At 69.3% G+C, this 20,878-nt stretch carries 20 protein-coding genes and 3 pseudogenes; 13 read left to right on the top strand and 10 right to left on the bottom strand.

Translation table 11 applies throughout. The features are described from left to right. Positions 1 to 19: 19 nt before the first annotated feature. Entirely contained in the window at positions 20 to 376 is a 357-nt protein-coding gene (locus AB0D59_RS42155; protein WP_362576582.1) for a CAP domain-containing protein, read from the bottom strand. Position 377: 1 nt separating this feature from the next. On the opposite strand from AB0D59_RS42155, the gene AB0D59_RS42150 reads away from it, so the two are divergent. Beyond that, positions 378 to 581 carry a hypothetical protein gene (locus tag AB0D59_RS42150; RefSeq protein ID WP_362576581.1) on the top strand — a complete coding sequence of 68 codons (204 nt, stop codon included), beginning with the start codon at positions 378 to 380 and terminating at the stop codon, positions 579 to 581. 9 nt (positions 582 to 590) lie between these two features. Next, entirely contained in the window at positions 591 to 830 is a 240-nt protein-coding gene (locus AB0D59_RS42145; RefSeq protein ID WP_362576580.1) for a hypothetical protein, read from the top strand. A 512-nt stretch (positions 831 to 1,342) separates the two neighbouring features. Here AB0D59_RS42145 and AB0D59_RS42140 read toward each other — a convergent pair. After that, positions 1,343 to 1,533, bottom strand: a pseudogene (locus tag AB0D59_RS42140) (transposase); the annotation flags it as partial. Between the two features lie 357 nt (positions 1,534 to 1,890). On the opposite strand from AB0D59_RS42140, the gene AB0D59_RS42135 reads away from it, so the two are divergent. Beyond that, entirely contained in the window at positions 1,891 to 3,393 is a 1,503-nt protein-coding gene (locus AB0D59_RS42135) for an MFS transporter (protein ID WP_362576579.1), read from the top strand. Between the two features lie 104 nt (positions 3,394 to 3,497). Here AB0D59_RS42135 and AB0D59_RS42130 read toward each other — a convergent pair whose 3' ends face one another. The 3 genes from AB0D59_RS42130 to AB0D59_RS42120 form a co-directional block, all read right to left on the bottom strand. Further along, positions 3,498 to 3,755 carry a hypothetical protein gene (locus AB0D59_RS42130; RefSeq protein ID WP_362576578.1) on the bottom strand — a complete coding sequence of 86 codons (258 nt, stop codon included), beginning with the start codon at positions 3,753 to 3,755 and terminating at the stop codon, positions 3,498 to 3,500. 541 nt (positions 3,756 to 4,296) lie between these two features. Next, positions 4,297 to 5,325 (bottom strand): amidohydrolase family protein, encoded by a 1,029-nt coding sequence (locus AB0D59_RS42125; protein WP_362576577.1) that lies wholly within the window; start codon positions 5,323 to 5,325, stop codon positions 4,297 to 4,299. Positions 5,326 to 5,372: 47 nt separating this feature from the next. Continuing rightward, positions 5,373 to 6,992, bottom strand: coding sequence for an FAD-dependent monooxygenase (locus AB0D59_RS42120; RefSeq protein ID WP_362576646.1), 1,620 nt, complete (start codon positions 6,990 to 6,992; stop codon positions 5,373 to 5,375). A gap of 285 nt (positions 6,993 to 7,277) precedes the next feature. Here AB0D59_RS42120 and AB0D59_RS42115 point away from each other — a divergent pair, with 285 nt between their 5' ends. Continuing rightward, on the top strand, positions 7,278 to 8,582 hold the full coding sequence (locus tag AB0D59_RS42115) for a cytochrome P450 (protein ID WP_362576576.1): 1,305 nt from the start codon (positions 7,278 to 7,280) through the stop codon (positions 8,580 to 8,582). Between the two features lie 356 nt (positions 8,583 to 8,938). Here the strand turns inward: AB0D59_RS42115 and AB0D59_RS42110 are convergent, their stop codons facing one another. Next, on the bottom strand, positions 8,939 to 10,144 hold the full coding sequence (locus tag AB0D59_RS42110) for a cytochrome P450 (protein WP_362576575.1): 1,206 nt from the start codon (positions 10,142 to 10,144) through the stop codon (positions 8,939 to 8,941). A 713-nt stretch (positions 10,145 to 10,857) separates the two neighbouring features. Between AB0D59_RS42110 and AB0D59_RS42105 the strand changes: the two are divergent. Further along, positions 10,858 to 11,053: pseudogene (locus AB0D59_RS42105) on the top strand (integrase core domain-containing protein); the annotation flags it as partial. 157 nt (positions 11,054 to 11,210) lie between these two features. Here AB0D59_RS42105 and AB0D59_RS42100 read toward each other — a convergent pair. Beyond that, complete coding sequence (locus AB0D59_RS42100; RefSeq protein ID WP_362576574.1) at positions 11,211 to 11,522, bottom strand: putative quinol monooxygenase; 312 nt, start codon at positions 11,520 to 11,522, stop codon at positions 11,211 to 11,213. Further along, positions 11,519 to 11,986, bottom strand: coding sequence for an SDR family NAD(P)-dependent oxidoreductase (locus AB0D59_RS42095; RefSeq protein ID WP_362576573.1), 468 nt, complete (start codon positions 11,984 to 11,986; stop codon positions 11,519 to 11,521). Before AB0D59_RS42095 ends, AB0D59_RS42100 begins: the two co-directional genes overlap by 4 nt. Positions 11,987 to 12,302: 316 nt before the next feature. Between AB0D59_RS42095 and AB0D59_RS42090 the strand changes: the two genes are divergently transcribed. The 4 genes and pseudogenes from AB0D59_RS42090 (at position 12,303) to AB0D59_RS42075 (ending at position 16,139) form a co-directional block, all read left to right on the top strand. Next, the gene (locus AB0D59_RS42090; RefSeq protein ID WP_362576572.1) at positions 12,303 to 13,046 is read left to right on the top strand and encodes a phosphotransferase; all 744 of its coding nucleotides are present in this window, start codon (positions 12,303 to 12,305) and stop codon (positions 13,044 to 13,046) included. Positions 13,047 to 13,087: 41 nt separating this feature from the next. Beyond that, positions 13,088 to 13,381 (top strand): annotated as a pseudogene (locus tag AB0D59_RS42085) (hypothetical protein); the annotation flags it as partial. A gap of 466 nt (positions 13,382 to 13,847) precedes the next feature. Then, positions 13,848 to 15,467, top strand: a complete 1,620-nt coding sequence (murJ, locus tag AB0D59_RS42080) for a murein biosynthesis integral membrane protein MurJ (RefSeq protein ID WP_362576571.1) — start codon at positions 13,848 to 13,850, stop codon at positions 15,465 to 15,467. A 54-nt stretch (positions 15,468 to 15,521) separates the two neighbouring features. Further along, positions 15,522 to 16,139, top strand: coding sequence for a transposase (locus tag AB0D59_RS42075; RefSeq protein WP_362576570.1), 618 nt, complete (start codon positions 15,522 to 15,524; stop codon positions 16,137 to 16,139). Positions 16,140 to 16,190: 51 nt separating this feature from the next. Here the strand turns inward: AB0D59_RS42075 and AB0D59_RS42070 are convergent, their stop codons facing one another. Continuing rightward, on the bottom strand, positions 16,191 to 16,418 hold the full coding sequence (locus AB0D59_RS42070; RefSeq protein WP_362576569.1) for a hypothetical protein: 228 nt from the start codon (positions 16,416 to 16,418) through the stop codon (positions 16,191 to 16,193). A gap of 896 nt (positions 16,419 to 17,314) precedes the next feature. Between AB0D59_RS42070 and AB0D59_RS42065 the strand changes: the two genes are divergently transcribed. Then, complete coding sequence (locus AB0D59_RS42065) at positions 17,315 to 17,437, top strand: hypothetical protein (RefSeq protein ID WP_362576568.1); 123 nt, start codon at positions 17,315 to 17,317, stop codon at positions 17,435 to 17,437. Between the two features lie 189 nt (positions 17,438 to 17,626). Further along, positions 17,627 to 18,109 (top strand): hypothetical protein, encoded by a 483-nt coding sequence (locus tag AB0D59_RS42060; RefSeq protein ID WP_362576567.1) that lies wholly within the window; start codon positions 17,627 to 17,629, stop codon positions 18,107 to 18,109. A 340-nt stretch (positions 18,110 to 18,449) separates the two neighbouring features. Here AB0D59_RS42060 and AB0D59_RS42055 read toward each other — a convergent pair whose 3' ends face one another. Continuing rightward, on the bottom strand, positions 18,450 to 19,331 hold the full coding sequence (locus tag AB0D59_RS42055; protein ID WP_362576566.1) for a 2-dehydropantoate 2-reductase N-terminal domain-containing protein: 882 nt from the start codon (positions 19,329 to 19,331) through the stop codon (positions 18,450 to 18,452). A gap of 61 nt (positions 19,332 to 19,392) precedes the next feature. Between AB0D59_RS42055 and AB0D59_RS42050 the strand changes: the two genes are divergently transcribed. Then, positions 19,393 to 20,028, top strand: a complete 636-nt coding sequence (locus AB0D59_RS42050) for a TetR family transcriptional regulator (RefSeq protein WP_362576565.1) — start codon at positions 19,393 to 19,395, stop codon at positions 20,026 to 20,028. A gap of 154 nt (positions 20,029 to 20,182) precedes the next feature. After that, entirely contained in the window at positions 20,183 to 20,383 is a 201-nt protein-coding gene (locus AB0D59_RS42045) for a hypothetical protein (RefSeq protein WP_362576564.1), read from the top strand. Positions 20,384 to 20,878 lie beyond the last annotated feature (495 nt).

Below are 20,878 nucleotides of genomic sequence, written 5' to 3'. Positions count from 1 at the left end.
GACGGCAGGTGGCACCCGCTCAACGGGCGGTGCCGAAGTCCTGGGTCCAGTAGCTGCCCGGCTGTGCGAGACCGACGCCGATCTCCTTGAACGTGCAGTTGAGGATGTTGGCCTTGTGGCCCGGGCTGGCCATCCAGCCCGCCATGACCTGCTCGGGAGAGGCGTAACCGTAGGCCACGTTCTCACCGTAGGCGCTCCAGGTGTACCCGGCACCGGTGATCCGGTCTCCGGGGGAGGAGCCGTCGGATCCGGAGTGCGACATGTTCTGGTGAAGCGCCATGTCCTCACTGTGCGCCTGCGCGACCTTGGACAGCGTCGTGTTCAGGGCCAGGGCCGAACAACCGACCTTGCTGCGCTCGGCATTGACGAGTTCCACGATGCGAGCGACGACTCCGGACGCCGTGGCGGTGGCCTTCGGGGTGCTCGACGGCTTGGAGGCCGCGGGAGGGGCGGTGGTGGTGTTCCGGGTCCTGGGCGACGTGGTGGTGCTGGGCTTGGGAGCGGTGGTCCGTGCGGTGTGCCGAGGCGCTGTGGCCTTCGGCCTCGGCGCGGTGGTCTTCCCGGCGCTCGCAGGGGCGTGAGGAGTGTTCGTGGCGCTCGGCGCCGCCGATGTCGTCCACGAGGGCTCGCCGCTCTGGTCGGCGTTCCAGGGGCGGCCCCAGCTCGCGTCGTTCCACCAGTCCTTCTTGTTCCACGAGTCCTTCGTTGCGCTGCTCTCGGCGGCGTTGGACCGGTGTCCGCCGCTGTCAGGCCAGTCGGTACAGGCCATGGCGGCGGACGGAATGCCCACGGTGCCCACGGCGGCGGCAGCGATGACTATCCGCCGGTAATGCGTGTTCTTGCGATGTTTACCCATGCGTAATCCGCTCCTGAGCTGCGGCGGCGTCCTGCGGGTCGTCATTCTTAGGACGCCTTCACATGGAGCGCAAAGGCCCTCAGTACTAGCTCGCTTCGTAGGCCCGGGCGGCCCTTGCCATGGGGCTGGGGCGCGCTGGTCCGGTTTCCGGCACCACCGCGGAATTCTGTCGCCCCGTCAAATCCCCACGTGTGCACAGAAACGGATGAAGGTGGCTCGAGGGCGGAGAGTCGTGAATCCAGGCGCGGCGTATGCGCACTCCAAGCCGGACAAATCCCATATGTCGTCAGAGCGGCTTCTACTATCCGGCACGCCTAGGTCCCGGATCCGATGTGACGGATGTCATGGAATCATGCATTCGGGTTGTGGCCTGACCTGGATGCCGCGGGTCAGAGTGGGGAGTGGGTGAAGCTCGTCGGGCAACAAGGGAAGTTCACCCTCGTGGTTGAGTCAGGACGAGCGGTGAGCGAGTCGGGGGTGGACCCGGGTCCATGACGTCGTACCCGGCTCCAGCGTGGCGACAAAGGAGTAGGGCCGGCCCGGAATGAACCGCGACGCCGTCTTCGCACGTAGAGGTGGCAGAAGGGCCGCTCCGCCGAGCACGGCGCATCCGAACGGAGCCGCGGCGGCACATCGACCCCAGGGGCCGAGCGCCCGCGGCCGAAACGCGGCAGTGAGTGGGCTCGGAAACCCGATGCCGCAGACGCCGTCCAGTGCATGACCTTGGGGGACGATCCCGGTGCCGTCGAGGGCTCGCCGTGCACGGTCCTGACCGTCCCGGTGGCTGGAGCGCCCTCGGCGGCAAGGCGCCCCGGAGGACCACAGTCGCACATCCCGTTCGTCTTCCGGCTCTGCGCCGAGCCGAAGGTCACGACCCCTGCCGGGCTGCCCTTGGGGGAGGGGGCCGCCAAAGGGGACGCCGCCCCCAAGGCCGCCGCGCAACCGACGGGCGCGGAGGCCGGGCTCGGCGATCCGGCATTCCGGCGCCCTTTCCCCGGCTGGTGCGACCGGTCACGGCTGCATAGCGTGATCACATGACCACAGAAACGGCCCGGCCCGCTCTCGACGACCGGCGGTGGAAAGCGCTCGCGGTCTGTCTGACCGCGGGATTCATCTCGCTGCTCGACGTCTCGATCGTGAACGTGGCGCTGCCTTCCATGGAGCGTGGGCTCGGTGCCTCCGCAGCCACCCAGTCCTGGGTGGTGTCCGGGTACGCACTCGCCTTCGGGCTCGCGCTGGCACCGGCGGGACGGCTGGGTGACGTGCGGGGCCGCCGCCAGGCCCTGTTGTTCGGCCTCGCCGTGTTCACGGCCGCATCGGTGGCGTGCGGCCTCGCCACTGGCCCCACCTGGCTGGTGGTGTGCCGGCTGATCCAAGGTGCGGCCGCCGGTGTGGTCGCACCACAGACCTCGGGGCTGATCCAGCAGATGTTCCAGGGCGCCGAGCGGGCCCGGGCGTTCGGCTTCCACGGCAGCGTCGTCGCCGTGTCCACCGCGGTGGGCCCGCTGGCGGGCGGACTGCTGATCCACGCGTTCGGGACGGCCGACGGGTGGCGCTGGGTGTTCTTCGTCAACGTGCCGATCGGTGTCGCGGCCCTCGTCGCGGGGAACCGGCTGCTGCCCCGTCTCCCGGTGCCGAACGACGGACGGGAGAAGTTCGACCCGTTCGGCGTACTGCTGCTCGGTGCGGGCGTACTCGCCCTGTTGCTGCCCCTGGTGCAGGAGCAGCAGTGGCAGGGCCGGGCCAAGTGGCTGCTGATTCCGGTGGCCGCACTGCTGCTCGGCGCCTTCTGGGGGTGGGAGAGGAACCAGGGACGCCTGGGGAAGGCACCGCTGGTCGACCTCGGGCTCTTCTCCCTGCGCTCCTTCACCCTCGGCGCTCTCATCAGCCTCATGTTCTTCGCCGGGCTGACCACCATCTTCTTCGTCCTGTCCCTGTTCCTGCAGAACACCGCGGGATACAGCGCGCTCGCCGCGGGTGTGACGATCCTGCCGTTCGCGGCCGCCTCGGCGGTCGGCGCGGCCATAGGGGGCCGGCTGGTGATGCGCTACGGCCGCAGCCTGGTCGTCATCGGCCTGAGCGCAGTGGCTCTCGGACTGCTCGGTGTCGTCGTCGCCGTTCAGCTGGTGCCCGGGGACGGCGTGGGCTGGGCCATGGCGCTGCCGCTGGTCATCGGCGGAATCGGGTCCGGACTCACGGTCTCACCCAACACGACCCTCACGCTCACGCTCGTGCCGGTACGACGTGCCGGTGCGGCGGGTGGGGTGCTGCAGACCGGACAGCGCATCGGCTCGGCCACCGGTATCGCCGTGGTCGGCTCTGTCTATTTCGCCCATGTCGCCCACCACGGCCGCTCCACGACAGCCCTTCAGCTCGGGCTGCTCACCGCCATGGCGATCATCCTCGTCGCCCTGGTCCTGGCGGTTGCCGACCTTCGGGAGCGCCGGGCGCACCCCGGACGCGACGACCTCGCGGCGGCGGTGCCGCGGGGCCTCGGGGAGAGCGGGGCAGGCGAGAAGGTGGGGCGCGGAGCCTGACACCGGGCGGGGACCGGAGAAGTGCGCCGCCCAAGGGACAGGCGCCCCGACCCCGAAGACGCGCCTGTGCCGCGGGATGACGGAACGGAGAGGGGCGCCGAGCGTCAGACCTTCGGCGTGGAAGGCCGCCGACGCGCTTCGAACAGGACCATCGAAATCTTCACCGCGGTCGAAATGGTCAAGGCCTGCATGAAGGGCATACCCATGACCCACAGTGCCACCATCATGGCGGTGAGGACCAGGAACACCGGCAGCAGCATGGTTTCCTTGACCGCGGAACGCAGAACACTTCGGAGCGTTCGGGGCTGATCCGCCGTATCGACTGCGCCGACGCGGATCTCTTCCTCGTCTACCTGAGGCATTCTGTGTCCTTCCCGCGAACTCGTTTCCGCTAGCGAGCCTAGGTACGGCCGGATCGGGCTGCCACCGCTGCTACTCCGGACACCGCCGGTTCGCGGCCGGTGATGTGAACCTGCACGCCCGACTGGAGGCACGTTCGGTACGCCGCGCTCCTCGGTGCGCGCGCCGGCGCCTTCCGGTCGCCGCGTCCCCGCGAACCCTGACGGTGCTGGTCGGGCTCGGGAACATGCCCTCACGAACGTGAGTCTCCGGCCTGAAGGTGACGGGCTGCTCCACGGAATCGTGCCGTTCACGAGTCGTCGGCGCGGTCAAGGAGAAGAACCGAGTCAAGGAGAAGAACCGCGTCGACGACGGGACTGTGCTGAGGTGAACCCGCGCGTCGGCCGTGCGGCTCGGTGAGACGAGTCGCACGGCCAACGTCCGTCCGAGCGCCGAGCGCCGAGCGCCGAGCGCCGAGCGCCGAGCGCCGAGCGCCGAGTGAGACGGGCAGCGGTCGTCCGCGGCACCCGCACACCCGGTGCGAGGACGACCCGCCGTGCGTGCTCAGGCCGCCGCGAGGGCGGGCAGGAGGCGCAGGGCGTTCCCGCGGTTGATGTGACCGCGCTCCTCGTCGCCGAGGGCGGTATCCCTGTCCAGAGCGGGAGTTGTCACGTCGGCGACCACCCGGGTGGGGGTCGGCGGCCAGTCGCTTCCGTAGAGGATGCGGGAGGAGCCCGCGGCGGCCAGAAGAGTGGGGGTGGCCGACGGGGACATGGGCGCGGCCGTGTCGTAGTAGAAGCGGTGCAGGTAGTCGCGGACGCGGCCGGGATCGACGGCGGGGACGAGCTGGCGCCCGAAGGCCTCGATGCGGCTCGCGATGTAGGGGAGGTACCCGCCGCCATGCGGGAGGATGAACGTGAGCCGCGGGAAGCGGTCCAGAGTGCCGTTCATGATCAGGCTCAGTGCGGCGCGGGTCGTGTCCATGAGGAAGTCGCACACGAACGGCGGTACACCCTTGGGGGCGCCGGAGGCGTTCACCTGCATGGGGTGCGTGCTGATCACAGCGGCGCGTTCGTCGAGTTCCGCCATGATCGGGTCGAGCCCGGGGTCGCCCAGATACGTGCCGCCCGTGCTGGTGCGCGCACTGACACCCACCGCGCCGAGCTGGTCCATCCCATGGGTGACGGACCAGCGGGAGAGCTCGGCGTCGTCGAGGAAGACGGGTGCGAAGAAGGCGAAGCGGCCGGAGTGCCGGACGGTCAGGTCGCCCGCGGCCTCGAGGGCGACACGCGTGCTCTCCTTGCGTGTCGCCGCGTCCTCGAAGCGTCCCAGCATGGCGACGGTGAGGATGCTGGTGCGCGTGCCGGTCAGATCCATCAGGTCCAGGGCGGCGGCCTCGTCCCACCGGGTCCACGGCGGCAGCGTGTCACGGTCCGCGATCCCGTTCTTCTCGGCCCACCGCACCCATTCGGGGGCTGTGTAGTGGTGGTGGACATCTATTCGTTCGTGCCGGGCGTCGTCGGCGCTCAGCGCGGTGCGCAGGCCTATGTCGCCCGGAGCCTGCGGGTCGGTGGTCTCGGCGGCTTGACGCATGGAAGGGCTCCCTGTGGTGGAACGTTCGAGGGCGTCGGAGAGCGGTATCAGCGGCTGAGGAGGCCTTGCAGAACGTGCTTCAGCTCGTCCTCGGGGTTCGCGGGGAGGCCGCCGGAGCGCCAGGCGACCATTCCGTCGGGGCGCACGAGCACCGCGCCCTCGGGGGTGACGCCGTGCGTGGCGGCCCAGTCCTCGGCACCGGCGGCCAGGGCGGGCGAGGTGTCGACGTCGAAGTCCGGGCCGGCTCCGGCGCGGTAGGCCACCAGGGGTACGCCGAGCTTGGCCGCCGCGGCGTGGGCGGCCGCCGGCCACGGCCCGTCCGCAAGGCCGCAGAGGAGGACGAAGCACCGCTCGTACAGGTCGACGGTCGACTTGGTGTCCCCGTTGTGTACGACGGCCATGTGCGGGGCCCGGGTGCCGGGGTCCGCCCGCAGGCGAAGCTTCTGCGGGATGGTCGGCGCGTCGGTGTCGGCGCCCGACACGGCCGTGGAGACATAGCGGTAGCCGAGGGACACGGTCATCAGGTCCGTGCTCTGGCCCGCCCCCTGCGCGGCGGTGTAGCCGGGGTGCTGCTCGCGTGCGGCCTGTTCGATGGCCCGGGCACTCGTGGCCAGGGCGACCGGGCGCCGTTCGTTCTCGTAGGTGTCCAACAGGCCCTCTCCCGCCCAGCCGTGCAGTACGGCCGTGATCTTCCAGGCGAGGTTGTGCGCGTCCTGGATGCCCGTGTTGGATCCGAAGGCGCCGGTGGGGGGCATCTCGTGCGCCGAGTCACCGATGAGGAAGACGCGTCCCTGCCGATAGCGGTCGGCGACCCGGTCCGCCGCGTGCCACGGGGCGCGTCCCGTGACCTCGACGTCCAGGTCCCGTACGCCGGCGGCGGCCCTGATGTGGTCGGCGATGCGCGTGTCGGTGAAGGACTCGAGCGTCTGGCCGCGCTCGGGGAACCACGGGACGTGGAAGACCCACTTCTCCTCGTTGTCGACGGGCAGCAGGACCCCTTCGCCCTCGGTTCCGTTCAGGTAGCACACGAGGAACCGCTTGTCCCCGATCACCTGACGGAGGAGCTTGCTGCGGAAGGTGACGCTGACGTTGTGGAACAGGTCGCCCCCGCCGCTCTGCCCGATACTCAGTCGTTCGCGCACCGGGCTGCGCGGCCCGTCGGCCGCCAGGAGGTAGGCCGTGCGCATCGAGTACGTCCGGCCGCTCTCCCGCTCGCGCAGTTCGCACGTCACGCCGTCCCGGTCCTCGGTGAAGGAGATCAGCTCCGTACCGAAGCGCACGTCGCCGCCCAGTGCACGGGCGTGTGCCAGCAGGACCGGCTCCAGGTCGTTCTGGCTGCACGCGCACCGCCGGGTGGAGCACACGTTCGTCTCGGGGGCTTTGCCGGTGAGACGGGCCGAGAGCCATCTGCTCTCACCGCCCGACAGCTTGTCCGTCTGCATGATGCCGTGATTGCCGGACAGGACGGCCGCGGCCTTTCTGATGTCCGGTTCCAGCCCGGCGGTGCGGAACAACTCCATCGTCCGCATGTTGTTCCCCCGGCCCCGGGGATGTTCGGAAGTGGCGGCCCGGCGCTCGGCGACCATATGGGTGACGCCCAGTCTTCCCAGAAACACCGACGCGGACAGTCCGACAAGCGAACCGCCCACGATCAATACCGGCACCATTTCTTTGTCGCGCGTGTCCACAGCCCGTCCTCCTCCAGTGACCCAGCGGCAGTTCGGGCAGCGATTCGCATTCATGGCGGCCCTGGGTCCGAACCTGTCACAGGCCTCCGGGGTCGGCAATCGAGCCTTCCCCCGGACGGCAGACTCTGCTTTTCCGCTTCCGTACCGTGCCGACGATGTGGGTCCGCGTCAGGGTGAATCGCGTTTTCCCTTTCCGAGTGGCGTCAATGGATTCCAAGCTTGCAGCCGACCTGTGCCACCGTGGGAAGAGAAGAAGGGCCGTCGATGACTCAGATGCAGGAGCAGGAGAACGCGGACGAGACAGCCCGGGCGGTGGACGCGGCATCCCGTGGTTGCCCGGAGTACCGGGCCAACCCGCACCCCCTCTACCAGCACCTGCGGGAGAACGCGCCGGTCTGCCGCATCACCCCGCCCCACGGCGTGCACTCGTACCTGATCACCCGGTTCGAGGACGCGAAGGCCGCCCTGGCCGATCCCAGGATCAGCAAGGACATGTACGCGGCCATCGACGCCTACCGGTCCATCTTCGGCGACTCGTCCATCGCCCTGGACGACAACATGCTGTTCGCCGACCCACCGAAGCACACGCGGCTGCGCCGGATCGTCAGTCGTGCCTTCGTGCCCCGCCGTATCGAGGCGCTGCGCCCGCGGATCCAGGTGCTCACCGACACGCTGCTCGACAACTGCTCCACTCTGCAGCCCGTCGATCTGCTGTCGGCCTTCGCCTTCCCGCTGCCCCTGCAGGTGATCTGCGAGCTCATCGGCGTCCCCGAGGAGGAGCGCCAGGAGGTCCAGCAGTGGTGCAGTGTCGTCGCGAGGACCGGTTTCAGCAAGAAGGACAAGGATCGCCTGGCCGAGGCGGAGAACACTCTCCGGGAGTACTTCGAGGTCCTGATCGCCCGTAAGCGCAAGGCCCCCGAGGACGACTTGCTCAGCGTCCTCATCCAGACGAGCGACGAGCAGGAGTCGCTGACGGACGGTGAGTTGCTGTCCACGCTGTGGGTGCTGCTGTTCGCGGGCCACAAGACGACCGCCTACCTCATCGGCAACGCCGTCTACACCCTGCTCACCCATCCCGAGCAGCTCAGGCAGGTGATCGACTCGCCCGACCTTCTCCCGAACGCGATCGAGGAGATCATCCGCTACGAGGGCTCGGTCGAGAACGCGACCTTCCGCCACGCCCTCGAGGACATCACCATCGCCGGGACACTCATTCCCAAGGGCTCGCTGGTACAGATCGCGGTCACCTCGGCCAACCGGGACGCCGCCGTGTTCGAGAACCCCGACACCTTCGACATCACCCGGCCGGGCGTACAGAGCAAACACCTGGCCTTCGGTACGGGGCCGCACTTCTGCCTCGGCGCACCACTGGCGAGGATGGAGATGCAGATCGCCCTGGCCACGCTCTTCCGCCGCTTCCCGAAACTCTCCCTGGGCGTGGCGGCGGACGAGGCCAAGTGGCTCACCGTGCCCTTCCCCGCCTTCCGGGGCCTGACCGAACTGCCGGTCGTCCTGGACCCCTCCAGGATCCTGGACGACTGGGCGTCCGGGATGGTCGACATCGCGTGACATCCCAGGCGTAGCCCGCGACCCCGGCGTCGCGCTGCCGATAAGGGCGGCGCGACGCCGGGGTCGCGGCGCACTCGCATGCCCGGTCACGAGCACGGCTCGGCGCTCCTGCGCGCACTGTCCGCCTGCGCACTGTCGCCCCAGCACCGGCCACCGCGGTACGGCCAGCCGGCATCACGCGCGGCAGCCCCGCCCCCCACTGGCCAGCCACCCCTCCTGCACAGCTCGCAACCGACGTGGTGGGGCCTGGTCCGCGTATCGCTACGCGGACCAGGCCCCACCCTGCCGGCTGCGAGGTGCTGGGCATGCCTGCCGGGCTCGGGGTGGGCGTGTGTGGCGGGATCCGTGCGGGTCTCCTACCAGGCGACGGGCAGCTCGATCGGAAAGCGCCGGATCGTGTCGGTGTCCCAGCGGATTTCTTCAGGAGGGACCGCGAGCCGCAGACCGGGGAACCGGTCCAACAGCCGTCCGATGGCTACTTCCAGTTCTGCCATGGCCAGGGGTACGGCGATACAGCGGTGTCCGCCCCAGCCGAAGGTCATGTGCGGTGCTGGGGGCCGGTCGCAGTCGATGGACTGCGGGTTCGGGTATCGCTGCGGGTCGCGGTTCGCCGTCAGGTACGACACATGGACGAAGTCGCCTTTTCTGATCCGTACCCCGGCCATCTCCACGTCCTCCCGTGCCACGCGGGGAATGCCGACTCCCTTGCGGAAAGGGATGACGCGGAGCAGTTCGTTCAGGACGTCCGTGAGGGTCTCCGGCCGGCCCCGCAGGCGTTTCATCAGTTCGGGCCGGGTCAGGAGGAGGTAGCAGATGTCGCTGATCTGGCAGGTGGCCGTGTCCTGCCCGCTGAGCGTCAGCGTGAGCGCCATGACGGCCACTTCCTGGTCGTCGAGTGTGTCCTCGCCGTCCTTCGCGGTGGCCAACGCGCTGATCAGGTCGTTGCCGGGAGAACTCCGCCGCTGTTCGACCAGCGTAGTGAAGTAGTCGCGCAGTTCGGTCTTGGCGGCCGCGGCAGTCGTGCGGCTGTCCGGGCCGGTGGCGAGGAGTCGCTGCAGGTTCTGCTGCATACGGCCCCAGTCGCCCTGGGGAATGCCGAACAGGTCGAAGACGGTGTGCTGGGGGAGAGGGTTCGACAGATGGCCTACGAGATCCGCCGGCGGTCCCTGCTCGGCCATCTCGTCGAGCAGGGCGTCCGCGAGACGGGTGATCCTTGCTCGCATTGCGTCCACCCGCCGCTGGGTGAACGCCTGTGACGCCAGGTGGCGCAGGCGGCTGCTGTGCGGCGGGTCCATCACATTGATCGACTCGGCGGAGACGATGGGCTCCGGCGTCAGCCGGGGGAAGTCGGACCCCATGATCCCCGCCCGGCTGAACCGGTGATCAGTGGTCACCTGCTGCACCCCCTCGAAGCCGGTGACCAGCCAGGCATCGGCGTCACCGTAGGGCAGCCGGATCCGGGCGATGGAACCACGGTCCATGAGCGCCGCCAGGGAGGGATCGAACTCCAAGCCCTCACTGAAGTCGAACGGACATGTGATTGCTTCTTCGCCTGAGGTCATTGCACCGTTCTCCCTGGTTCGCCGACTTTGCTGTTTCATGGATATGTCACTCGGCGGCATCGGGCCACCGCTGTACCTCCGGTGCGACTTCCCGCGCCGACTCCCGCGCGCCCGGCGAACAGCGCCGTTGATACGCGGAGTCGCGCCGCTGTCCTGGACCAGCAGCCGGAAGCGGCGCCGCCGCGCTGTCCGCCGACGCGTCGGGCGGTGCGACCCTGACGACCGCACTGCCCTGGGGCGTCCACACCCTGTACGTCGAGGCGGTGGACGCGCCGGGCCATGCTCCCCGACCTCCGCCTATACGCTCGCCGTCCCGTTCCAGCTCCCGTCCGCCGCCACCGCCCCACCGCCCCACCGCCGTCGCCCTCAGCGCCCCGGCTACCTCGGCCCGGGCGGCGTGGCTGACCGTCGCGGGGCAGCTCGCCAAGGGCTTCAACACGACCGACATCCCGTACGAGTACGGGATGCTCACGGCCGAGGTCGGCGAGGCACTCACGGCGTGGCGCATGGGCCTGCCCGACCACGGTGAAGAACTCGCCGACACTCTTCCGCTGCTCCACGGCGGTCGCGGAGGTGCAGGGCGTCGACCTTGGCGAAGAGGCAGAACGAAAGGTCGCAAAGAACGCCCGTCGGGAGTACATCGCCAGGGCCAACGGCGTACTGGTGCGTGCCAGCCGGGAGTGATCCTGAACGCCGCTCTCCCCGCGGGCGCGGAAACCACTGGGACCATCGGCCGCCTGGACCGGCTCGGCAAGGACGAATGGGTCTGCCTGCGGCCCTACACCAGCAACAGCGAACGCACCGCCACCTGGCAGACTTCCTGCAACCTACAACCACCGCCGTGGCCACACCGCACTCGGTGGCCACCCGCCAATCAGCCGCATGAACAACGCTGCGGATCGATACAGCTACGGGCCTGACGGCTCGACATCGCGAGCAGCGGCGCGCCCGCACCCAGCCGGCGACCGTCCTCGCCCTCTACGGAATCCCTTGGCCGAAGCGGGTGGACGGGACTCTCCCCGGGGCCCTGACCGTCGGAACCGGTGACATGGAGGAGGGTGATCAGTCAGTCCTCGGGAATCCCGACCTCCTGCCCTGTGCCCACCTCGTACCGCTTGATCGAGAAGTCACGGGCATGACCGATGACGCGTGCCTGGAACTGTTTGAGGGACTCCGTGCGCAAATGCGCGTCGAGTGACGCGCTGTCGCGCCACCGTTCCAGCACGGTCACCTCGCCCTTGGCCGGATCGTCAACCGCCATCGCGTAGTAGAGACAGCCGTCCTCCGCGCGGGTGATCTCCTCGATCTCCCGGATCGCCGCCCGCACTTCGTCGAGGGCGTCGACGTCAAAGACGGCGCTGCCGGCAACGATGATCATGTCTTCTCCCCGGATCGCGGTGTGAGCTGCCTCGTGTCCCGCCCCAATGCGGCCAGCGACTCGTCCTGCCACTCCTCCCAGGTCTTGATCCGCATGTCGTAGGTTTCCCGGACGAGGGGAAGGAGGTCACCGACAATGATCCGCAGCGGCGGCTTCTCGGCATCGACGACCTTCAGAGGGACCGGCGCGGTGGCAGCGGGGTCTCCCAGGCTCTCCATGGTCATGGAGTCGAGCCGCTTGCGCAGCGGGTCGTACTCCGGGCGGGCGGGGGCTGTTGTCAGCGAACCCGCACTGAAGAAGTCAGTGGCATAGGCGCCCGGCTCCAGCAGGGTCACGTGGATGCCGAAGTCGGCGACCTCCGCCGCGAGCGCCTCGAAGATGCCTTGGACGGCGAACTTCGTTCCTTCATAGACCCCCGCCGTGCCCGGCTCGCCACGGGTGACCAGATCATCGGGAGGCGACATCCGTGTTCTGGCATGCCGGAGAGTTCGGCACCAGTGAGGAGGACCAGTTGCTCCTCAAGACCACCACCTCCCCGGTATCCGGACCTTGAAGCGCACCTGCCTCGTGTACGCCTCGGCCAGCCACGTCGAATACAGGGAGGCGTCTCGGGCGAGCGCGTCATCTGGCTGGGGACTCCTGACAAAAGTGGTGGACTTGGCCTGGTCAGCGGTCGATGTCGTGCACGAGGCCACCGGGTAGCAGGACGCGGTCAGCCGCGCAATCGCACGCGATAAAACCCGGCGACGCAGACGACCCTCCCCGGGATACTGGTCGCCCATGGATGAGGTCAAAGTCGTCGTCGCCCACTCCGAACGCGCGACCCTGCGCGTCGGCGATGTGTTCCTGAAGGTGGACGCCCATCAGGCACGCCTCGACGCCGAGGTCGAGGCGATGTCCCTCGCGCCGGTCCCGACCCCCAAGATCCTGTGGCGCAAGCCGCCCGTGCTCGCGATCGCCGCGCTCCCGGGCACGGCACTCGGCTGCCTCGGCGAGCCGTCGACCGCCTCCCCGGCGGCGTGGGCTGCGGCGGGTACCGCCATCCGGAAGCTGCACGACGCACCGTTGCCGCCCTGGCCCGGCCGGGGAAAGGGCCCCGACGAGTTGACGGCGGATCTCGACGGCGAATGCGAGCGGCTCGTGGCGAACGGCATCCTGCCCGCCGACCTGGTCACCCGTAACCGCCAGATCGCCGACGCTGCGCTCCGGCCGTGGACTCCGATGTTCACTCACGGCGACCTGCAGATCACTCACGTGTTCGTCGACGGTGACGAGATCACTGGCATCATCGACTGGTCCGAGGGTGGCCCGGGTGATGCCCTGTACGACCTCGCCACCTTGACGCTCGGACACGAGGAGCACCTCGGTGACGTCGTCGCAGGCTATGGCACCGACGTCGACCTCGACGTGATCCGCGCGTGGTGGTCGTTACGGAGTCTGCTGGTGGTCCGCTGGCTGGTCGAGCACGGCTTCGACCCGTTCATGGCGGGCTGCGAGGTCGACGTGCTGAGATCCCGGATGTGAGGCCGCGCGGGCCCGCTGCTAGGACTGCGTTCTGGCACATCGAGCCGGCCAGCCCCTGGCAGCGCGGCTCGAACGAGAACACCAACGGCCTGCTGCGCCAGTACTTTCCCAAAAGCACCGACCTGTCGGTCTACAGCGCCGAAGATCTGGCCCACGTCGCCGCCGAACTCAACGGCCGCCCCGCAAGCTCCTCAGCTGGCGTTCAGCCGCCGAGCTCTTCACCAAGCTCGTCGCAACACTGGAGTGATCACGTGTTGCGACGCTCGCTGGAATCCGCCCCTGGAAGCCGAAAATCGGGCCCGCACCGACCTCACCGAACTGGTGAAGGCGGGTAGGTCTGCCAGCTTCACCGCTGTGGCCCGCCGAGCCGGGATGAGTACCGACTCCCTCTACCGGAGTCTCGAACTACCCACCCGCATCGAACGGCACCGCGCCAAGGGGCGGTTCGGCCTCGGCGGTGCCTGCACAGCCGCCAGGCGACTCCTCGACCGCAGCTGCCGTAAGGGTGTTGAGCGCCCGCCTCGCCCCACAGCAGGAGGCCCACCGTGACGAGGTGTCGGGGCTACGGAAAGCCTGGAAATCGCGCGGGGAAGGAGAGAATCGCGACCTCCGCAGGCAACTCTCGCGCTGCGAGGCCGACTGACGGTCTCACACAACCCTCCGCTCGGTAGCGGTCCTGACAGACCCGGGATCCGGGGACCCGCAACCCACCGGGCGGGACCAGGGCCATAGATTGTGTCCACGATCGAGGAGACGTCGCCCGAGCGGTTAGAGCGGTCACACGCGAGACGGAGACACGCCGTGTCGAAGAAGACGAAAGGCGGGAGTGGACTGCTGCGTTCGTCCGCGCTGATGGCAGCGGGAACGGTGGTCTCGCGTGCTACCGGACTCATACGGCAGGTCCTGCAGGGCGCCGCGTTGGGCACCGGGCTGCTGGCCACCACGTACAACCAGGCCAATACGGTGCCGACCAGTCTGTACTTCCTGCTGATCGGCGGCGCGCTGAACTCTGTCCTGGTTCCCCAGCTGGTCCGGGCCCGCGCGGAGGACCCCGACGACGGGGCGGCCTTCGAGCAGCGCCTGGTCACCCTGGTGCTGTGCGTACTCGGAGCGGGGACCGCGCTGGCCACATGGGCCGCCCCTGAGATCATCAGCGTCTACCAGCACGACACACCCGCCACGCACGACGCATTCGAGCTGACCGTGGTCTTCGCCCGCTTCCTGCTCCCGCAGATCTTCTTCTACGGAGTGTTCAGCATCTTCGGCCAAGTCCTCAACGCCCGGAACCGGTTCGGCGCGATGATGTGGACCCCGGTCCTCAACAACCTCGTCCTGATCGCCATGTTCGGCCTGTACCTCGGCCTGATCACCGCCCCAGCACAGGTCGCGGACATCACTGGCGCCCAGGTCAGGCTGCTCGGCATCGGGACCACCCTCGCCCTGGCCGTCCAGGCGCTCGCCCTGATCCCCTACGCCCATGCTGCCGGTTTCCGGTTCCTGCCGCGCTTCGACTGGCGAGGCACCGGCCTCCGCAAGAGCGTGAACGCCGCGCGCTGGACCCTGCTGTTCGTGCTGGCCAACCTTGTGGCAAGCACTGTTGTCACCCGCCTGGCCTCCGCTTCCGACGCTGCTCGCCCACAAGACGGCGTCGGCTACACCGCCTACAGTTACGCTCAGCAGATCTGGATGCTGCCCCAGTCGGTCGTCACCGTCTCCCTCGTGACCGCACTGCTCCCGCGTATGAGTCGGGCAGCGACCGAGCATCGCATCGACGACCTTCGCGCAGACCTGTCCCGCGCGTTGCGGGTCAGCGGCGTCATCATCGTGCCGGCCGCCTTCTTCTTCCTCGCCTTCGGTCCGCAGATCGCTCAGCTGCTGTTCGCGCACGGCGCCGCCGACGCCGCAGCCACCGTCCCCCTGGGCCACATGCTGCAAGCCTTCGGCCTGGGACTGATCCCGTTCTCCGCCCAGTACCTCCTGCTGCGCGGCTTCTACGCCTTCGAAGACACCCGAACCCCGTTCCGGATGGCGTTGTGGATCAGCGGCGTCAACATCGCTCTCGCCACGGCCTGCCACCTCCTGCTGTCACCCCGCTGGGCGGTCACGGGAATGGCCGCCGCCTACGCCGTGTCCTACGCGCTCGGCCTGCTGCTGACGGCCGTACGGCTGCGACGGCGTACAGAAGGACTGCTTGATGGTCGGCGGATCTGTCGCACCTACGCGAAACTGACCACGGCCGCCATCGCCGCCGGGAGCACCGGGTGGCTCATCGCCCGCTCCTGCAGCCAGAGTTCGGCGTCAGCTTCTTGGACGCCAGCGCTTGCGCTTGCCGCGGGCGGCATCACGATGGCCCTGCTGTTTCTGCTCTTCGCGCGAGTTCTGCGGATCGGTGAGCTGCGCAGCCTGCCGGGGCTGAGATGAACCTGGCACCGGTATGGCTCTGAAGCATCGTGGATGCATGCCCACGCCTCACTCATGACGGACGAGCCGGACCGATGCCGTGGGGCAGGAGTCCTCGACGACGTGGTGCACCGGGAGAAGTGGCGTCGCGCGCTCGGTCTGCTGGACACGCTCGCCAAGTGGCAGTTGAGGGCGCCGGTCGTGGTCGCCGACGCCGGCTACGGCGTCAGCACTGCGTTCCGGCTCGGTCTCCAGGAGCGAGGGCTGTCCCATGTCCTGGCCCTGAACGGGAAGGAAGTCGCCCACCCGGAGGATGCCGAGCCGCACCGGCCTGCTTATGGCGGGCTCGGGCCGCCTGTCCTTCCCCGCCACCGCGCGCCACCGCGAGTCGTCTGCGTCCTCGCAGCCCAGGCGGGTGCGGAGCGGTTCAGCGAGGTGACCTGCAGGCAGGCCAGCAAAGGCGCGATGACCTCACGGTTCGCGGTGCTGACAGTGCGGCCCGCGGGCAAGCAGTCCCTGGCCGCAGCCCAGAAGGCGGGCGGCGGCCGCAACCGGTGGGACGGCGTCCTGCCCGTGCAGACACTTCTCGTCCAATGGCCGGACGGCCAGGACACTCGGACGGACTACTGGATACCGAACCTGCCCGCCACCACACCGGCCTCCAACCCCGCCGCCCCCGGCTCGCACGGGTGAGGCCCGAGAATGGCTGCGCGTCGGCCCCGGCCCGGCCGCGGCCGGGGCGGGCTACCAGATCAGGCACCAGTAGTCGCCGTAGTGCCCGATGCCGATACGCCGGCCCTGCGGCACGAGGTTCGGGTTCGGCTGTCCCACGGCCGACAGCGAGCAGACCGGGTCGCCGACCGCTTTGGCAGCCGCCATCCGCTTGGCGGCGGCCACCGCCTCCGACGACGTGACCCAGGTGGTCGTTCCCGGTCCATTGCCGGTGGTCGTCGGGGCCGGAGTCGTGGGCACCGGTGTCCGCGAAGGCTGCGAGGTGACCGGGGGCGGGCTCGGCCGCGTCGTCGTGGGGGACGGCGAGGGCCGGGGCGAGGTCGGCCAGGGCGGGGTCACGGACGGTCTGGGCGTCGGTGTGTGGGGAGGCGCCGGCTTCGTGGTCGGTGTGTGGGGAGGCACCGGCTTCGTGGTCGGTGTGTGCACCGGCGGCGGGGGAGCAGGGGTCGTCCGGTGGGGCGCCGGCCGGGTGGCGGTCGGCACCGGCCGTACGGTCCGGGTCGGTGTGGGCGCGAGCGTGTGTGTCGGCCCAGGCGTCGCCGAGGCCGGTGAACTCGGGGCCGACGGCCGCGGCGAAGGGGACAGGGACGGACTCGGCGTCGGCGCTGTCACCGATGGCGACACCGTCACCGAGGGCGACGGCGTCGAGTGGGGGGCGCTGCCGCCGTCGTCGGACGACACCAGCGCCCAGGCCCCCAAACCGGCCCCCAGGGCGACCACGGCCGCTCCGCCCACTATCCACGGAGTCCGACGCGATGGTTGCCGGTGCCGGTTCATGGTTCTCACTGTCTATCCGATCGCTGACGGCCTCAAGCCGGAGCCCGAGCCGTCGCCCGCCCCCCGGCAGCGTCCGCCGGTGTCGTGCTCCTGGCCTGGCACGGCATGTGCCGGGACTGCCGTGAACCCTTCTCGCGGCTGCCGCCCGCCGCACGAGCACCGGTGCCCCTCGCACCGCGACCCACCTCGGCCACCGCGAAAGTGATGCCGTTCCAGGTGGGCGACGGGGACCGGGCCGAGTCCGCCGGGCGCCGGGCCGTCCCTGCTTACGCCGCGACGGCCGAAGCAGGGACAGCGGCGCTCATCAGAGCGGATGCGCCCGGGGGCTGGGCGCGGCCCTGCTGAAGCGGTGTCTCCAGGTGTACTGGCAGCTCGACTACATGCTGGTGTACGGGCAGTACGAGGTCGCGCGTGCGCTCGGTCCGTTCTACGCGGTCAGGTATCGCGTATTCCCGGCCGAGCCCAGACGGGGCTCGCACTGAGTGGTCTGCGCGAGCTCGGCGGCGCCCCGCAGTCTGCTGGTCGGTGGTTGGCATGATGGGCGGCAGCAAGTTCTCAGGTGTTTCCAGAGGAGCGACTGTGGCGTCGAGACCGAAGCCGATTTCGGAGTCGCCGAACGGGATGAGTGGTCTTATTCGCCGGCAGTCGGCGTCGGACCGCTCCGATTCGGTATGACCGTCGACGAAGTGGTCGAGGCGGCTGAGATACTCGGCCAGACGGAGGTCAGCGATTGTGCACGGGACTACGCGATCTTCTCGCCGACTTGGAAGATCGAAGTTCACCGTCGCGGGGTGGCTCCTTCTCCGCCTGCTGTCACGGCCTATGTAAGCCAAGCCGTGGGGCTGTACGGCGTCGCTGCCGACGCCGTGCATGGTCCCCAGGTCGTGTTCGACGGACTCCCGCTCGTCGGGAGGGACCTGTCGGAGCTGGAAAGCGATGCAATCGCGTATGCCGAGGCGATGGGCGTGCACCTCCGCTACACGCCCGAGGGCTACGCAGGACCTGATGACCCCGGGGTCCTCATGCGCGGGCAACTAGTCGGACAGGTTCTCCGCTCGCGTCCGCTGTTCATGGTGACGCGCGACGGCGCGAATACTGAATGGGACTCGATGCCCTCCGACGAGTACCACGTCAAGGGCAAGCCCATGGCCTGACGTGGTGTGACGGGCGAGGGCGGCGAGGGCGGCCTTCGAGGTATCCGGTGCGCACGTCGCCGGTCTGGTCGGCCGGGACGGCGGCCGCCTTTGCTGCCCTTGGCCTCGGCGGCGCGCAGCCCGTAGTAGGTCAGCTCCCGCTGGAGGTCGCGTTGGAGTTCGCCGGCGGCGGCGAGGGTCTGCAGAGTGCGGCAGCTGCGCTCGAAGTGCTGTGCGGGCGGGGTGTCCGAGGTGTCGGTTCGTCAGTCGTCGACCGAGGGCAAGGGTGCCGGAGGTCCGGTGGAAGTCCCCGGAACGCACTCGGCTGCGGTGCGGCCGAGGAGCTACTGCCGCCGCTGGTCTACCGGACCCTCGCATGGGCGCGCATCTGTTCGGCCAGCCGTCCGAGTTCGGCGACCGTTGCCGGGGAGGCGTTGCTGAGCCCGCTGTTTACGGCGGTCGGGCTGCGCAGGAAGCGCCGCAGCAGGGCCACGAGCAGCCCTTCCGGCAGGGTCTGCAGTGCAGCGAACGTGCGGGGGACCGGCGACGTCGGCATGGCGGCCAGGTTCTGCCGCACGAGGTGGAGCATGCCGCGGACCGCGTCGGGGTCGTCGGCCAGCACCACCGGGCCGCCCGCCGCGTGCACCCCCTGCCCGAGTGGTACTTCGAACGCGGCGTGTGTCTTGAGCCAGGCATCCATCCGCGGCTCGGCCTTGGCGTTGATCCCGGCGGTGCGGAACTCCCGGACGATCCGTTCCAGTCGTCGCGGGGTGGTCCGGCCGTCGGGTTCGCCGATCGGCATCGGGACCCGGCTGGTCATGAAGGTGGTCGCGCGGGGGCGGACCACGTCGCCGTCCATCGTGCCGGCGGCCAGTGCCGGGGGGAAGCCGAGCAGTACTCGCTCGTGGCCGATCGCCTCGCCCAGCGGCTCCGCGCCGGCCGCCCAGTTGTGCAGGAACAGCACGTCGCCTTCGAGGCCGGCGAGCGACTCCAGCACCGCGTCGACCTGATGGGTGCGCACGAGGACGGCGGTCAGGTCGTACCCGCCTGCCGGGTGCTCGACCACCGGTACCGGTACCCGCCTGACGGCAGTGCCGTCTGCGTCGGCGAGTTGCACGCCGTGCCGGCGAAGGGAGGCCAGGCGCTCGCCCCGGGCGAGGAGTGAAACGTCGAGCCCGGCTTCGTGCAGGCGGGCGGAGAACAAGCTGCCGCAGACCCCGGCGCCGTATACGAGCAGTTTCATGACAGCCTCTTCCATATGAGTCAAACGTTCGTTTCAATCAAACGTCTGTATAGTACGGCACATGGCGCTACCTGATACCCGGACCAAGATCCTCGACGCGGCTGAACACCTCTTCGCCGAGCACGGCTACAGCGGCACCTCGGTCCGCGCGGTCACCGACCTCGCCCGAGTGAACCTGGCCGCCGTCGGCTATCACTTCGGCTCGAAGGCGGAACTCCTGGCCGCGGTCGCCCGCCGCGTGACCGAGCCCATCACCGCTGCCCAGAGCGCCGGGCTCGACGAACTGCTCGCCCGGACCCCAAAACCGTCGGTCGCCGAACTGGTGGAAGCATTCGCAGGGCCGCTCTTCGACGAGATGCCCGCTGGCAGTGAGAGCGGAGCCCGGACGTCCCGGCTGATCGTGACGATCCTCAGCGACCCGGCCGAGGAGGCGCGCAGCTGGACCGGCCCGGACGAGGACACGGTCCGTGAGCGCTACCTGGCGGCTTTCGCGCGCGCACTACCCGGCCTTGCCCCACAGGAGCTGTTGTTCCGGATGCGGGGGATCTTCGCCGTGACGGCCGTGGATCGCGTCGAGGTCTACCACCGGCCCTCCCCCGCCTGCCCGACGGTGACGGCGGGCGAGGAGGCCCGGCGCTGGGCGATCACGTTCCTGACGGCAGCAATGAGCGCACCACCGACCCGGGCCCGTCGGTAGGTCTGGGACTTTGCACCGTGGGTCAAAGACACGACACCGGAGGCCGGCCAAGGCGAGGGCCCGCAAGCTCTTCACCGCCCTGGTCAGCCACGACTCGTAGTGCTTCGTTAGGTTCTGACCCTGGTTCTGCTTGGCTCTGTCGGGGATCTTGGAGTTGCCGAGGTCAGCTGCCCAGGGCTCGCCAGGACCGCGGCCGGGGTATTTCACGCTGGTCGAGGTAGTTCTGGAAGGCAGTCGGCCGGCCCTGGCCGACCGGGTCGAATTCCGCGAGGGCGCACGCCGATGCCTGGCCTGCGCCTGGCTGCGGGTACGGTCCCTCACCGACACCTCGGTGGAGCGCAGCGCGGCGGCGTGATGCAGGCCGCCCGCCCACAGAACACACCTCCATCCGCAGCCGTGGCCACACCAGCGCACGCCGACGGCCGCCCCCAACAAACCTGACCGGGTCCAGGCCGCCGGTTGTAGCAGACACCGAGCGGCTGGTCGGCGTCCTGATCTGGGTCCTGGCGTGCGCGGACGGGAAGCCGAACACACGTGCGGCGGCGGACAAGGTAACCGCGGACACGGTGAGGAAGTGGCCATCGCGTCCCGGCGGATGGCCGGACTTGCGGATGAGTCGCGGCCGGGCCGACACAAGTCGGAGCTGGTGCTCGGCGATGACGAACGGGCTCAGCTGACGAGTTGGGCGAGGCGCGCGAAGACTTCCTGGCTCTGCGCGCGAGGATCGTGCTGCGGTGCGCGGAGGGCGGGACGAATAAGACGATGTCCTATGTGGTGAGGCGAAGGAGCCGTTTGTAGCAGCACATTGCTGCGGCGAGGCCGAGAAAGGCCAGGTAGTTGCGAGGATGGC

The sequence above is a fragment of the Streptomyces sp. NPDC048417 genome (genome assembly GCF_040651615.1).
GTDB lineage: Bacteria > Actinomycetota > Actinomycetes > Streptomycetales > Streptomycetaceae > Streptomyces.
Note: the sequence above shows the minus strand (reverse complement) of the source record. Positions and strands in the feature narration are given on the sequence as shown.